The sequence below is a fragment of the Kitasatospora sp. NPDC042419 genome (assembly GCF_056437345.1).
On sequence record NZ_JBWKAW010000044.1, the window covers coordinates 1 to 13,639 of the forward strand.

A 13,639-nucleotide genomic window follows, 5' to 3' on the forward strand; every position below is an offset into this window, starting at 1 on the left:
AGCCGGAAGCGGTGGGCGAGCGCGGCCGGGAGGCGGCGGGCGGCCGCGAGGGCGGGGACCAGGAGGCGGCGGCCGCCCCGGGTGCGCCCCTTGATCCGGTACATCGCGCTGTCGGCGGCCTTGAGCGCGGCCGCCAGGGTCGGGTCCTCCAGCTCGGCGAGCCGGGCCGCGCCGATGGAGGCGCCGACACGCAGCTGCTCTCCGCCGTGGGCCACGGGCTGGCGCAGGAGCTCCGCCAGGTCGGCGAGCCGGTCCGGCAGCCGGGTGTCGTCGGAGAGGACCGCGACGAACTCGTCTCCGCCGAGCCGTCCGGCGACATCGTTCTTGCCGCACCAGGCGGCGAGCCGTTCGCCGGCGGCCGCGAGGACGGCGTCACCCGCGTCGTGACCGTGCCGGTCGTTGACGGCCTTGAAGCCGTTGAGGTCGGCGAGCAGGACGGTCGCGCCACGGTGCCGGCGGATGATGCGGTCCGCCGCGCGGCTCCAGCCGTCCCGGGTGAGAAGCCCGGTGAGCGGGTCGCGGCGGACGCGGTGCAGACGCCGGTAGAGGCGGTGCGCGTGCAGCGTCCACCCTCCCGCCAGGAGCAGGGCCAGGAGCTGTAAGGCGAGCTCCGTCTGCGTCATCATGGGGTTCTCCGTCTCGTCTTGTACGGGGTGGATGGGCCCGGGGCGGCCGGTCTGCTTGGCCGTAGGACGGCCGCCCCGGGGCGAACTCAGAAGTCGTTCGCGAACTCGTACGTCTCGTGCCAGACGACCTTTATGGCGTCGGTCTTGGCCTCGGCGCCCCGGCGGTGCCGGATGGCGTCGGCGCTGTCGACGTCCGCGCGGGCCTGGCGCTTGGCCAGGAGCTGCAGCGGATACCGCTCGGCGCTGTACGTGAACACCTGGACGCCGTCTCGCTGGTCGGCGGTGACGGTGGGGATTCGGATCTCCCAGTGCGCCATGGCGTCCACCTCCTTCGTGCTGATCTCTGCGGGGGCCGGGCTGTCCGGTCCCCCGCACCGCCCGGCCGCCGAAGGGCCGGTCGGCACGGGGGAGGGACAGATCAGCACTCGCAGCCGACGACCAGCTCGATGGCGGCGTCCGTGCAGCCGCTGAGCCTCGCCTCCTCGACCGCCCGGCGCACCTTGTCGTCGTGCCACTCCTGGACCGCGCCGCGGGCGAGGTCGGGGTAGGCGTAGCGGCGGCAGAGGTTGTCGTGGCTCAGCGCCTCGCGCCGTACGCGGGCCTTCCGTTCGACGTCTTCGAGGCGGTAGCGGCGCACGACTTCCGCCAGGGCCTCCCACAGGACGTCGTCGCGGCCCCACTCGGGGTCGATGAGCGTGAACTGCCAGGCTGTGGCGACCTTGTTGAAGGCGCGGCGGCCGATGATCTCCGGCTGCCAGACGGTGCGCAGGTCGCGCACCGGCAGGAAGCGGCCGAAGTGGGTACGGGCCCGGCCCAGGGAGCGGGTGACGGGCACGCCCTCGGCGTGGCGGCGGGGAGTCATGTCGTGCTGGACGACGGTGAGGCCGGCCACCTCGGCGGCGGCCACCAGGCGGTCGCGCAGCTCGGGGTCGTCGACCAGGCCGGAGACGGCGGCGCGCTGCTCCCACCAGTGGTGGTCGTAGCCGTACCCGGCGAATCCGGGCTGGGAGCCGTCGGTGACGAAGCCGAGGCGGTTGACGGCGACCAGCACCGGGATGAGGTGCTGGGTCTCCTCGTCGGGCCCGCAGTGCGGTTCGTAGCCGGGCTGGCTGGCGATGTCGCCGATCAGCCAGGACGCCACCAGGTGACCGAGCTCCTGGAGGTTCTCGGCGGAGCGCCAGCGCCGCTTGTCCGCGCGGCTCATCCAGGGGAGCTTCATCGTCCGGCCCCCACGATCATGTTGCCGTGCCCGTTGAGCATGTGGTCGACGCACGCCGGGCAGTCCTCGCGCGGCTGGAGGTGCTTGTGCTGCTCACGGCTGTCGTACGCGTGCAGCCAGCACTGGGTGCACTCGCCCTTCGGGGGGTTCAGGGCCTGCTTGCTCGCCATCGGATATCTCCTGTTCGGCGGGGTGACGTGCGGATTCAGGCGGGGATCTGGGAGGCCAGGCGCTCGGCGTCGCGGGCCTCGCGCTCGCGGCGGTCCATGACGCGCTCGTAGGCGCGGACCTTGCGGCGGGGCAGGGGCTCGATCTCGAACCCGTAGCGCAGGTAGGCGAGGTGTTCCTCGCGGGCGGCGCGGCCGGAGAGCTGGTGTGCGTGCACCAGCTCGTGCGTCAGCGTCTCGCTGACGTCGGTGGCGGTGCGGGCCTTGCCGAGGTTGATGCCGAGGACGATGCCGCCGTCGGACAGCTCGGTGACGCCGTACTTGCCGCGCAGGCCCCGGCGCTCCCAGCGCAGTTGCTTCGCCACCTCGCGCGGGTCCGCGCCGGGCAGCAGGGTGAGCTTGGCCTCGTGGACGAAGTCGGCCAGCGCGTCGCTGCGGCTGGAGATGAGGACCTCGACGTCGGGCAGGGCGCCGAAGTGGGAGCGGATGAGCCCGGCGGCCTGGTCGACGATCTGCTCGGCGTGCCGGGCGAGGCGGCGGTGGCCGAAGGAGACGTTGTGGCTGGTGACGCTGATCATCTCGATGTCCTCCCGGCTCAGGCGGTGCGCCGGTCGGCGTCGTCCTGGACGACGGAGAGCTTGGGGAGCTGGCCGGAGGCCCGGAGCATCGCCATCGGGTCGACGGCGCCGTTCTCGTCCAGGGCGCTGCGGTGGGCGCGGGCTTCCTCGAGGGCGGCCATCGCGGCGGACTGCTCGCGGGCGGCGTCGACCATCGCGGTGGCCTCGATCTTCGCGATCGACAGGTCGGCGTTGCGCTCCAGGTTCCGGGCCTGCATGTCGTTGAGGTGGGCCCGGTGGACGCGGTGGTCCTCGCGGTGGGAACGGCCGATCATCACGCAGGAGGTGATCAGGGCGACTGCCCAGATGATCAGGGCCGGGGTGATGGGGTCGGAGTAGACGCCGACCGACAGCGCGCCGAACGTCATCGCGCCGGAGGCGAACACGGCCTGCGCGGTGGGGTCGTCCAGGCGGACGGCGAAGAGACCGGACGCGCCGCCGAAGCAGAGCATCAGGGCCGCGGCCCCCACGCTGTGCTCGGCGCCCTGCTCGTTCCAGATCCTCGCCAGGGTCAGCAGGGTGCCGGCGGAGACGGCGGTGGTGGCGTACGCGGCGTGCTCGCGCAGGAAGGTGGCGGGCGTCTTCGGGGCCGGCATCTCGCCGGGAGCCGGGGGGTACTGCGGCATCGGGCCCTCCTCGGGGCGTCTCCCGGCGGGCGCCGCCCCGGCCCGGGAGGGCCTGGGGCGGGGCGGCGGCCGGGGATCAGTCGGCGGCAGGCTCCTCGGCGGACCGGTAACGCTTGGTCTGCCGGAGGATCTGGTTGCGCTTGACGTCCAGGGCGTCGGCGATGTCCTGCTGAGCGCCGTGGTACCGGCCCTGCAGGCGGTCGATCTCCTGCCAGAACTCGGTCTCGACACGCTCGCGTTCGGACTCGCGGCGCTGGCTGGCCTTGGCGACCAGGTCCCGCAGTTCGCTGCGGGCCTCGTCGTCGGGGCGCGGGGTCATGTGGAGCTCCGTTTCGGATTCGAGGGACGATGTGTCTGCCCCCTGCTCCGTCTGGAGCGGGATGGGAGGCCCGGGGCGGCCGGTGAGTTTGGCGACCTGGCGGCCGCCCCGGGGCGGAACTACCAGACCCGGCCGTTGTGGGTGGACGTCTTCAGGTCCAGGTGACCGGCGCCGCGCACGTGGATGTTGCCGTTGTGCGTGCGGGCGGCGAGCTTGCCGGAGGACGCCGGGGTGGCGCTGATGTTCACGTCGCCGTTGTGCGTCCGGGCGGAGCCGCGGCGGCCGTTGTAGGCCCCGACGGTGATGGAGCCGTTGTGCGTGGACGCCTCCAGCTCCTCCTCGACCCGGTCGACCAGGACCGAGCCGTTGTGGGTCTCGGCCTCCAGGACCTTCACGCCCCCGGCCTGCAGCGAGCCGTTGCGGGCGTCGAAGCGGATCGCCTCCAGGTCGCCGCGCACGGTCGTCTCGGCGTTCTTCGTGCTCACCGCGAGCGAGGACCCGGCCGGGAGGACCACGTCGACCGTGATCGTGCCGGTCGCGCCGCCGACCTTGGCGCCCTGCTCGGCGACGACCTGGCCGTTGGCCACGACGCGCTGGCCGCCGATCCAGATGTCGCCGTCGCTGATGGTCACGCCGGTCATGGTGCCGGTGTTCACCACGCCGCCGCCGAAGGAGAAGGTGGAGCCGCCGACCTGGACGACGTTGGTGCCGCCGATGCCGCCGGCCATGTCGTCGGGGACGGAGACGGTGAGCTTGCCGCCGTGCTCGGTGACCTTCGTGTCGTTGACCGCGTCGGCGACCGGGCCGTCCTCGGCGGCGGTGTGCACGGTGACCGTGGCGTTCACGGCCGCCGGGTTGACGTGCACGTTGATCCGGCCGTTGGAGACCGACAGGTCCAGTTCGACCGGGCCGGTGGCGGTGGCGGTGTGCATCTTCTGCGTGCTCAAGGCGTGCTCCCTGGTAGGAGAGTGCGGGGGCCGGGCGGCCCCCGCACAACCAATAATGCATCCTTGAAGGATGCGTTTCAAGCGTTCGGCATCTTTCGAGGATGCTTTTTTTGTTGGCGCAGGTCAGGCGGCGTACGCGAGCGGGACCTGCGGGACGGGCACGGTGGCGTGGGTGGCGGCGGCGAGCTCGGCGACGGCGCCGTGCAGCGACTCGACGACGTCGACCAGGCGCTCGGCGAGCTCGGTGTGGCCGTTGCTGCGGGCGGCGGTGACCAGCGCGTCGGCGTACAGCGCGAGGTCGGCGGCCTTGGCGCGGGCGTCGATCAGGCCGGGCTGGAAGGAGAGGAGCTCCTCCAGGTGCGCGGCGCGCTGCAGGTGGACCGGGAGCCGGGCGTCGTGGACGCGGGCGTACTGCTCGTCCAGGAGCTGGACGACCTCGTCGGTGGTGTCGTAGGCGGCCCGCTTGCCCTGGAGGCGGGCGAGGAAGTCGGAGACGGACACGGTGTACTCCTTCGTCGGGCGAAGGGCGGCCGGTCGGGGGTGACCGGGCGTCCCCGCCAGGTCCCGGAACGGTGAGAGGCGCTCCGGGGCCGGCGGGATCGGCCGGGCTACGGCGTCGCGCTGCGGCTGACGCTCGGCGAGGGCGTGGGACGCGGCTTTTGGTGATCCGCCGCTCCGTCCTGCCCCTGGAGATACGCGACCAGGAGGATCGCGCCGATGATGACGGCGGTCGTCTTCCAGCGCGGGCCGGGCGGATCGGGCTCGACTATGACGTACTTGACGCCCACGGAATGGGGCCCCTTCCGTTGCATTGCGCGAGGTGGGAGCGGGATTCCTCCTCTGTCAGCGATCCGCTGACAGAGGCTTTCGGTAGCGGAACAAGTTGCCTGGCGGCGATCTGATCACCCAGCCGAACCGCGACTTATTCCGCCCCGCTTTCCCGCTAGCGGAATTGAGAGCCAACTAGAAACGTATTTCGCTGAGCATGTTGGCAGCGTTCTCCAGCCCGCCGTACAGCGACGGCCCCATGGAGGTGGCCGCGAGGTAGAGGGCGGCGATGTTGCAGACGGCGGCGTGCCAGAACTTCAGGCCGCCCTTCCAGATCAGCCCGGCCTCGGCGAGCACGAAGACCACGACGGCGGAGATGGTCAGCACGGTCAGTCCTCCTTCTTCCTTCTGCTGGTGGAGCGGGTGACCTGGACTTGGTCACCGCTGGTGGTCGTGGTGACGACGCTGTTGTTCTCGCCGTGGATACGGACCTCGCCGGGGCCGGCGCCCTGTCCGGCCTGGCGGACGGCGTCGCGGACGGCGCGCTCGGCTCGGGCGGCGACCTTGCGGGGGACGCGGCCGCCGGAGGTGAGCGGCTGGCCGTCGACGGTGACCTGACCGCCGCCCCTGCCGTCGGTGCGGACGTTGACCTGGCGGTTGTTGTCGCCGACGACTAGGACGCCGGTGTTGACGATGCCGTCGTTGCGGTAGACGCGGGTGCCGGGCGCGGGGCGGGTCGCCTCGTCGACGGCCCTGCGGGTCGCCCGGGGCGACGACTTCGGGGCGGGCCGCCGGGTGCCGGTGGTGCTTCCGGCGCTGGCCTGCACCGGACCGGTGACCTTCTCGCCCCGGCCGACGACGACGCCGCGGTTCTCGCGTCGGCCGCCAGCACGCATCCGCGGGGGCGGCGTGCTGGCGGCGGCCGGGGCGGGCTCCGGCTCGGCGGCTTCGTCGTCGGCGCCGGGCGGCTGCGGGCCGCTGGTGTGGTTGGGGTCCTCGGCGAGGACCTTCGCCGTCCAGGCCGGGTCGGTCTCCTCACCCGCGAGGAACGCCAGGCGCTGCTGGAGGTCGTAGCCGAGCACCTCCAGGACCTGGAACTTCCTTCCGCAGGTGCAGGTGATGTCCGCCATCTCATCGAGCCGGGAGGAGTCCGTCTCGAAGATCAGACCCTTCTGGTTCTCGCAGAACGGACAGGTGACGTACTCGCCGAGGAAGGGTCCGAGGACGTCGGCGGTGCGCCACTTGCCCTCGACCTGCAGCCAGTACGGCTGTATCGCGCCGAAGGGGTTGTCGGGGCTCCAGTCCTCCATGTCAGCGCCCCGCGCGGCGGGCTGCGGACTTCGTGCAACGGATGGACCCGGCCCACGTGCCGTCGGCGTTGTGCTTGGGCAGTACGCCGGTGCCCTTGCAGGCCGGGCACCCCTTGTGACCGGCGGCGGTGGCCTCGGCGGCCTTCTTCGCGGCGCGGCGGTTGAGCCGGTCGTCCTCGCCCTTGGCCCACGCCTTGGTGACGCCGGACTTCAGCAGGCGGCCGCCGGCCTTCGTGCCGCGCCAGGCGACGGTGGTGACGACCAGGAGCACGGCGAGCGAGGCGGTGAACGGGTGCTTCCTCGCGTACTTCACGCGCTGGCTGAACTTCTTGGCCCGGGTGGTGCCGGCCTTCGCCGCCGAGGTGCGGACCGGCTTCTTCGCCGTCTTCTTCCTCGGCGCCGTCTTCTTCGCGGGCGTCTTCTTCACGGCCGGGGCGGCGGGTGCCTTCTTGGCGGCGGTCGTCTTCCTGGCCGCCGTCTTCCGGGGCGCCGCCTTGGCCGGGGCCGGGGCGGTGTTGGCGAGCAGCTGCTCGGCGTCGAAGCCGGGCTGCTGCTGGCGGGCGGTGATCGCTTCGGCGAGTGCGGTCGGCTCGGTCGGAGCCGGATCGGGCTTCGGGGCGGTGGTCTTCCTCGCCGCCGCCTTCCGGGGCGCCCTGGCGGCCGGGACCGCCTTCTTCGCGGCGGTCCTGGGTGCCGCCGCCTTCTTGACCGGCGTCTTCGTCGCGGCCGGGGCGGTGCGGGCTCGGGCGGTGCTCACGTCGCCCATCACGGGCCTCCTTCAAGATCACGGGGAGTCGGGGAGCATTCCGGGCCTTTCGGGCCTCTCGGACGCTCTACAACCGCTCTACAGGGACGTTCGTGCAGGTCAGCGGCCTCTACGGCGATCTCTACCGGCTCTCTCGCCTGCTCTACGTAGAGCAGGCGAGGGGGTGAGAGCAGGGTGTAGAGCGGCACGTAGAGGCCGCTGACCTGCGGTTCTACATCGGAGATCAGGAGCTCTCGCCCTCGGAGGCGGCTTCCGCCGCGTCCTGGGACTCCTTGATCAGTTCGGCGATCTCCTCGCCCTTCACGCCGGTGCGCGGTCCCTGGTCGCCGACGCGGACGGAGCCGGAGACCTTGACGCCGGCGGCCTTGAGCTCCTTGGACAGGCGGGCCTGGTCCCAGTCGCCGTAGACGTCCGGGTACTCCGCCGCCATCCAGGTGGCGAGGGTGTCCAGGTGCACCCGGCCCTGGCCCTGCTTGTTGGTCGCGCCGACGGCGTCGATGCCGTCCAGCGTGTCCATCAGCAGATCGAGCTGGGGGTCGGCCAGGGCCTGCGCCTCCTCCTCGACCTCGGGGGCCGGGGCGTCGGCGACCTTGGGGAGCTCCGGGGCCTTGACCCCGGCCGCGGCGAGCGTGCGGCGGTCCAGCTGGGGAAGGCCGATCTCGGCGCGGGCCACGCCGCGGGCGTACGCGACCTTCGGGTTCAGCGGGTAGCTGCGGTAGATCAGCGGCTCCTTCGAGCCGCCGCCCATGATGTAGCAGCAGCCGACGTCGGACTTGTTGGGGTCCTCGCCTTCCACCAGCGGGTGCAGCCGGTCCGGGCGCCAGCCCTGCGCGCCCGCGCCGGCCCCGAAGACCAGCTCGATGTCCTTGTGGCGGCTCGGCAGCATGATGCGGACCGCGACCGCCCCGGCGACGGCCTCACCGATGGCGTCGGCGGTGCCGTACAGGGAGCCGATGATGACGGTGACGCGGGATTTCCGGCCGACGCCGAAAATCTCGATGACCAGTTCCTTCGCGTACGCGGAAAGGGACTTGTATTCGTCCAGCATCACGACCAGGCCGGGCTCCTTGGCGGAGGGCCGCCAATTGTCGCCGTGGCCCCAGGCCAGAATGTTCGTCGCGCGGGCGCGGGCGATTTTCAGCGCGTCTTCCAGCAGCGCCTCGATCTGCGGCATGGAGCGGGCCTTGCGGGCGACCGCCGGACCGAGGGCGTCCAGGCCGGGGCCGACCGGGTCGACGTCCCACAGCTGCGCGTCGTAGCAGTCCGAGACCCGCGAGCCGATCGCCCGCAGCAGCATCGACTTACCCGAGCCGGGCCCGCCGACGACCAGGACGTGAGAGCCGAGCGCGGGCAGCAGGAACGGCTCGGCGTCCATGCGGCGGGCGATCAGCAGCGGCTCGGTGATGGTCAGCGAGCCGGGCTTCACCTTCTCCAGTTCGCCCATTCCGGCGAACGGGTTCTTCATCACCAGGCGCAGGGTGGAGTCCGAGCGGACCTCCTTGTGCGGCTGGACCAGGAGCCGGTCGACGCCGAGACCGAGGGGGGTCTCCATCGCACCGGCCTTGGAGACGATCTCGGCGGGCGTGCCCGACTTCTGCCGGACGGTGATCTCCCAGCCCCAGCGGTGCCGGTGCGGCTTGACGACCGCGCCGACCGCGATGCCGTTCGCGGTCAGGGTGCGGCGGATGCAGTCGACCGCCTCGGCGCGCGAGCGGGCGTCGGCGATCGGGAACGGGTCGTCGTCCGAAGCGTCCGCCTCGTACGCCTCGCCCTCGACCGGGGTGACCCGGGTGCGGATGCGCTCGGCGACCGCGCCGATGCCGACCAGGGTGGTCACCACGGCGAGCGCCGGCCCCCAGGCGAAGGGGCGCATCCAGTCGGGGCTGAAGTACCAGATCGCGCCGAACTCGATCGCGGTGACGACCGCGGCCGCCAGCGCCAGGCCGGACGCCTTGAGCGTGCGTCGGGTGCGCTCCTTGTACATGGCCTTGGTGGTCGACATGATCAGCGCGGCGTTCTTCTGCTTGGCCGCCCACGCCTGCTGGACCAGCAGCTTGTGCTCGCGGGAGTAGATCCACTGGGCGGTGTGGCCGACCCCGCGCCCGTAGAACTTCACCGCCCGCTTCACCTCACGCCCGGCGTACTTCGGCGAGTGGCTGACCGCGTGGAAGACGCCGTGCTTGGTGTCGTTGCCGAGGTCGCGCACCGCCTGGGCGAACGCGGCCTTCGAGCGGAAGGTGGCCGGGATCTGCGGCAGCTCGCGCAGCCGGTCGCGGAAGTTCGGCTCGTAGTCGGCAGCGGCCGGGGCCGACACCCGCTCGTCGTCCTCGTCGTCCTCGTCGACCAGGACCTCGTCGTCCTCGTCATCCGGGAGCTCGTCGGCCTCCTGGTCGAAGACGTCGTCCGTCTTGGCGAAGTCGACGGCCGGGGCGGTCGCGGCCGACTCCGGGTCGGCCGCCGTGCGGTACTCGGCGAGGGTGACGACCTTGCCGTCGTCGCCCGGGGCCGGGGCGGGCACCGGCACCGGGGCCGGCGGGTTGGCCTCCAGGCGCTGCAGGAGGTCGGGCAGGTCCCACGTCTTGACCAGGACCTCGCGGGCCTTGGACCCGTCGGAGGGGCCGACGACGTTGAGCTTCTCCAGCGCGTCCATCAGCGTGGTCGCCTCGGCGAACCCGACGCGCATCTTGCGCTGCAGCATCGAGGTGGAGCCGAACTGGGTGGAGACGACCAGCTCGACCGCCTCCGTCACCTTGTTGCGGGCCTGGCCGGTCGTAACCGGGCGCTCGTCAATCTCCGTCATGCTGGTCATGCCTCCTGTGCGAGGTGAGCGCGGACCCCGGTCCCCGCCTGGCAGTGAGTGCCGGGGTCCGCGCGAAAGTGGTGGTCGGGCCGTACGGGGTGCGGGCTCCCGGCCCCCGCCTGGCAGTGAGTGCCGGGAGCCCGCAGTTCGGTTGGTTCAGGCGGCGGCCGCGAGGCCGTCCGCGCAGGTCGTGCACTCCTTGAGCGCGGTGGAGATCGTGTAGTCGCGCACCACGCCGCAGGTCGGGCAGGTGCGGCGCTTGCGGCGGGCCGCCTCCAGCGAGGCGACCTGGCCGGGGGAGCGCGGCTTGGGCGGGCCCGCGAGCGCGATGTCGAACAGGTACGCGCGGCGCAGGCCCAGCTTCTTGTTGTTCCAGAGGATCTGACCGGCGGGCGGCTGATGGGGCCGCAGCCCCATCTCCACCAGCTGGTCGCGGGTCTTCAGGTGCGCCGGCGCGAGCTTCCACGGCCAGGTCGGGATCCCGAACCGTTCGCCGTCCGGATCCCAGAACCTGACGTACCCGCGAGCCATCAGCCGACCAGCTGCAGCGGCTTGTCACCGCTGTGCTCGGCCACGGCCTCCTTGATCCGCGCGCGGCACCAGGTCTCCCCGCGCACCACGCGCATGTGCTGCTCGGGGATGTCCTTCTCGAAGTACCGCTGGACGTCGCGCCAGCCGACCTCGTGGCCCGCGCGCAGCCGCTCGGCGACCCACTCGCGGGCCGTGCGCTTCTCCGCCTCGGCCTGCTCCGGGGTGGCCGCGCGGGCAGTCTCCGCAGCGAGCGTGCGCGCCGCGCGCGCCTGCTTCGCGGAACCCTCCTGGAGGCCCTTCTCCCGGCCTCGCGCGGCCGGGGGGTTGTTGGGCTTGACCTGCGGCTTCGCCGCGAGCGTGCGGGGCTCCTGCGCGGCCTGCGCGGGCTTCTGGCCCGCCGGGTCGCTAGCCGAATTGATCTCCTTCGCGGAAGCCTCCGCGCGGGCCTCACGGCTAGCGTTCGCGGGGTCCGCGAGGATCCGCGCGATGGCCTGCGGGTCGATCGCCCACCCCTGTCCGGCGGGCACCTCGCGGACCGGCTCAAGCGGCGCGGCGAACAGATCGAGCGAGGCGGTCAGCCTCGGCTCGCACGCCTTCTCGGCGTGCTCGGCGACCTTCCCGGCGAGCTTGTTGTGCCGCTTGAGGGTCCGCTTCGTCAGCCCCGGCTCGGTGCCCCGGACCTGACGCCACGCGATGGCCCACGCCTCGGACTCGTTCAGCGCGGGGATCGTCGCCGTCCGCAGCCACGACGCCCGGCGCGACACCCTCGGGTGCCGGATCCGGCGCTGCAGCGCGAGCTTGATCTCGGCGGCGTCGCGCCCGCCGGCCGCGTGGCCCTGGGAGTGCATGTAGATGTCCCAGACCGCGACGCCGAACAGCGAGCTGGCGGCGAACACCACGGCGAGCTGCGGCTCGTCCAGGTGGTGCCACGCGTTCAGCGCGGCCGCTGTCAGCGCGAACACCCACGTCATGACCGTGTAGAGCTTGGCGGGCTTGTGGTTCTCCACCGCCCACTTCCGCAGCCAGGCCATGGCCCACGTCGCGCCCTCGATGAACACCGGCACCAGCAGCGCCAGCACCCAGTACACCTTCAGGCCCGTCATCGCCGAGAACTGGCCGGGGAAGGCGAAGGCGATCGAGGTGACGACCACCGTCATCACCCACGGCAGCGGCTGGCTGATCGCGGCGGCGATCCGCTCGTTGCGGGCCTTGCGGGCGGCGGCCGCCTTCTCGCGGCGCTTCGTCCGCTCCTCGGCCTTCTTCGTCTTCGCCGCCGCCTTGCGCAGGTCCTTGCGCTCGGCGGCCTTCGCGCGGGCCTCTTCGATCTCGATCCCGGTCAGCGCGTTCGTCCGCCGGGAGTTCGCGGCGGCCTCGGCCTGGGCCGCGCGCGCCTTGACCGCGTCCATCTGCTCGCGGCCGCGGTAGGTGGTTGCCTCGCTCATCGCAGGCCCTCCAGGTTCGTCGCGGCGAACGCGGCCTGGGCCGCCCGCTCGCGGGGGGTCGTGACGGTGTGCAGGGACGGCGTACGCGAGTCATCGGGCCTGCGCCCGTGATCCTCGGGGCCGTCGGGGAAGTCGGGGAACTCGGACCACCAGCCGCCGCCACCGTGCTCGTCGCAGCAGGGGCAGACCGTGTCCTGCCAGATCCGGCCGCGCTGCCACAGCGAGTGGGCGCCGTTGCCGACCGCGTCGGTGCCGAAGGACAGCGCGCCGTAGACCACGGCGACCGTCCAGAGCCAGAACGGGGTGGGCCGACCGATGTACGTGCTGGCGGCGATCAGGGCCAGCGGCGCGAGGCCGATCCACGGGTGGTGGGCGCGGGCCAGCAGCCACTGCTTCGGCTCGCGGATCATCAGGCGGATGCCGTCGACGTCGACGGCGGCGTTCAGGAGCCAGCGGGCCAGCCGCTGCACCCGGCTCACCGGGCGGTCCTGGCGACCGGGACGGTCATCGACCGCTCGAACAGGACGACGGTCAGGACGGCGGCCGCCAGGACGACGCGGCCGGTGGCGGGGAGGGTGAAGCCCGTGAGCCAGGCGCCGCCCGCTATGGCGAGCGGCCCCCGGATGTACGTCGACAGGGAGTCGAGCCCGTGGGCGGTGCGCTCGCGCAGCTCGGAGACGACCGCGGTGTGCGCGGCGTCGGCGACGGCCAGGCCGACCACGGCGAGCACGGCCAGGAGGCGCTGCCACCATGCGGTCTGCAGTCCGAGCACCCAGGCGCCGCCGCTGATCACCAGCAGGAGGTAGATCCAGGTTCCGAAGGGGGTCCTCATGCCGCCCACCCCTTCCGGTCCTCGATGAGGCCGGCGCCGCTGCGGGTGCGGGGGAGCGGGACGACGTTGCCGTTGGCGGTGCGGGGCTTGCGGGTCCGGCGCGGGGTCGGCTTGCGCCGGCGGAAGTAGAAGTCGTTCTCGGCGTCGACCTCGTTGCGGCGTTCGGCGGGGCCGTAGCCCTCGGCGACGAACTCGGCGAAGTCGGCCAGGTCGTCCGCGTTCGGGGTGAAGCCGATCGCGGCCTCCACGAACTCGGTCTCGCTCACGATGCGCTGTCCTGCGACGATGACGTTCACGGGTCGGGTTCCTCTCACGTGGATGGACGGCCCGTGCGGCTCCCCGGTCTTGCTTGCAGGCCGGCCGGGGGGCCGCGTCGTGCTCGGGCATGGAAGTTGTGCGTGGACGGGAAGGGATTCGCACCCCACCTCCGCAGAGGCCCACTCGAGCCCCGTCCTTGGGTCGTGCTCCGCCTCGCCCCCATCACCTCCTTCGGTGGGGCTCTCGGCGGGACCTATTCGGTTTTCAAGGAACTTGCGGTACCGCCCGGGTGTCCTGCCGCGACGTGTCGCGCGGTGGTTACCAGCCCGTAGTTGCGGCCGTTTTGGACATAGCTGTGCCGCGACGCTTCGTGAGCTGCCTCACTCGGCGTTGCCTTGCGGGAATGACATT

At 72.3% G+C, this 13,639-nt stretch carries 19 protein-coding genes; all 19 read right to left on the reverse strand.

The genetic code is table 11. The annotated features are described in order from the left end of the window. Positions 1-626: GGDEF domain-containing protein (locus AC067J_RS40660; protein ID WP_478307848.1), on the reverse strand; the 626-nt coding region annotated here is incomplete at its 3' end. A gap of 86 nt (positions 627-712) precedes the next feature. Continuing rightward, positions 713-943: a hypothetical protein gene (locus tag AC067J_RS40665; RefSeq protein ID WP_367517737.1), complete on the reverse strand. Its 231-nt coding sequence runs from the start codon at positions 941-943 to the stop codon at positions 713-715. A gap of 101 nt (positions 944-1,044) precedes the next feature. After that, positions 1,045-1,830 (reverse strand): DUF6919 domain-containing protein, encoded by a 786-nt coding sequence (locus tag AC067J_RS40670; RefSeq protein ID WP_478307849.1) that lies wholly within the window; start codon positions 1,828-1,830, stop codon positions 1,045-1,047. A gap of 11 nt (positions 1,831-1,841) precedes the next feature. Further along, positions 1,842-2,015, reverse strand: coding sequence for a pRL2-8 (locus AC067J_RS40675; RefSeq protein WP_478307850.1), 174 nt, complete (start codon positions 2,013-2,015; stop codon positions 1,842-1,844). A 35-nt stretch (positions 2,016-2,050) separates the two neighbouring features. Further along, positions 2,051-2,590: a hypothetical protein gene (locus AC067J_RS40680; protein WP_478307851.1), complete on the reverse strand. Its 540-nt coding sequence runs from the start codon at positions 2,588-2,590 to the stop codon at positions 2,051-2,053. Between the two features lie 17 nt (positions 2,591-2,607). Next, the gene (locus AC067J_RS40685) at positions 2,608-3,255 is read right to left on the reverse strand and encodes a hypothetical protein (RefSeq protein ID WP_478307852.1); all 648 of its coding nucleotides are present in this window, start codon (positions 3,253-3,255) and stop codon (positions 2,608-2,610) included. Between the two features lie 76 nt (positions 3,256-3,331). Next, positions 3,332-3,574, reverse strand: a complete 243-nt coding sequence (locus tag AC067J_RS40690; protein ID WP_478307853.1) for a hypothetical protein — start codon at positions 3,572-3,574, stop codon at positions 3,332-3,334. Between the two features lie 119 nt (positions 3,575-3,693). Next, the gene (locus tag AC067J_RS40695; protein ID WP_478307854.1) at positions 3,694-4,521 is read right to left on the reverse strand and encodes a DUF4097 family beta strand repeat-containing protein; all 828 of its coding nucleotides are present in this window, start codon (positions 4,519-4,521) and stop codon (positions 3,694-3,696) included. A 123-nt stretch (positions 4,522-4,644) separates the two neighbouring features. Beyond that, positions 4,645-5,022 (reverse strand): hypothetical protein, encoded by a 378-nt coding sequence (locus tag AC067J_RS40700; protein ID WP_478307855.1) that lies wholly within the window; start codon positions 5,020-5,022, stop codon positions 4,645-4,647. A gap of 107 nt (positions 5,023-5,129) precedes the next feature. Then, positions 5,130-5,309, reverse strand: a complete 180-nt coding sequence (locus AC067J_RS40705) for a hypothetical protein (RefSeq protein WP_478307856.1) — start codon at positions 5,307-5,309, stop codon at positions 5,130-5,132. 175 nt (positions 5,310-5,484) lie between these two features. Further along, positions 5,485-5,676 carry a DUF2304 domain-containing protein gene (locus AC067J_RS40710; RefSeq protein ID WP_384276222.1) on the reverse strand — a complete coding sequence of 64 codons (192 nt, stop codon included), beginning with the start codon at positions 5,674-5,676 and terminating at the stop codon, positions 5,485-5,487. A gap of 2 nt (positions 5,677-5,678) precedes the next feature. Continuing rightward, the gene (locus AC067J_RS40715; protein ID WP_478307857.1) at positions 5,679-6,599 is read right to left on the reverse strand and encodes a hypothetical protein; all 921 of its coding nucleotides are present in this window, start codon (positions 6,597-6,599) and stop codon (positions 5,679-5,681) included. Between the two features lies 1 nt (position 6,600). After that, positions 6,601-7,365 (reverse strand): hypothetical protein, encoded by a 765-nt coding sequence (locus AC067J_RS40720; protein ID WP_478307858.1) that lies wholly within the window; start codon positions 7,363-7,365, stop codon positions 6,601-6,603. Between the two features lie 223 nt (positions 7,366-7,588). Continuing rightward, positions 7,589-10,165, reverse strand: a complete 2,577-nt coding sequence (locus AC067J_RS40725) for a DNA translocase FtsK (RefSeq protein WP_478307859.1) — start codon at positions 10,163-10,165, stop codon at positions 7,589-7,591. A 156-nt stretch (positions 10,166-10,321) separates the two neighbouring features. Continuing rightward, positions 10,322-10,696: an RRQRL motif-containing zinc-binding protein gene (locus AC067J_RS40730; protein ID WP_478307860.1), complete on the reverse strand. Its 375-nt coding sequence runs from the start codon at positions 10,694-10,696 to the stop codon at positions 10,322-10,324. Then, on the reverse strand, positions 10,696-12,138 hold the full coding sequence (locus tag AC067J_RS40735) for a hypothetical protein (RefSeq protein WP_478307861.1): 1,443 nt from the start codon (positions 12,136-12,138) through the stop codon (positions 10,696-10,698). The genes AC067J_RS40730 and AC067J_RS40735 overlap by 1 nt, the downstream gene beginning before the upstream one ends. Next, positions 12,135-12,617, reverse strand: a complete 483-nt coding sequence (locus AC067J_RS40740) for a hypothetical protein (protein ID WP_478307862.1) — start codon at positions 12,615-12,617, stop codon at positions 12,135-12,137. The genes AC067J_RS40735 and AC067J_RS40740 overlap by 4 nt, the downstream gene beginning before the upstream one ends. Next, entirely contained in the window at positions 12,614-12,970 is a 357-nt protein-coding gene (locus tag AC067J_RS40745) for a hypothetical protein (protein WP_367517772.1), read from the reverse strand. Before AC067J_RS40745 ends, AC067J_RS40740 begins: the two co-directional genes overlap by 4 nt. Continuing rightward, on the reverse strand, positions 12,967-13,266 hold the full coding sequence (locus AC067J_RS40750; RefSeq protein ID WP_478307863.1) for a hypothetical protein: 300 nt from the start codon (positions 13,264-13,266) through the stop codon (positions 12,967-12,969). The genes AC067J_RS40745 and AC067J_RS40750 overlap by 4 nt, the downstream gene beginning before the upstream one ends. Positions 13,267-13,639 lie beyond the last annotated feature (373 nt).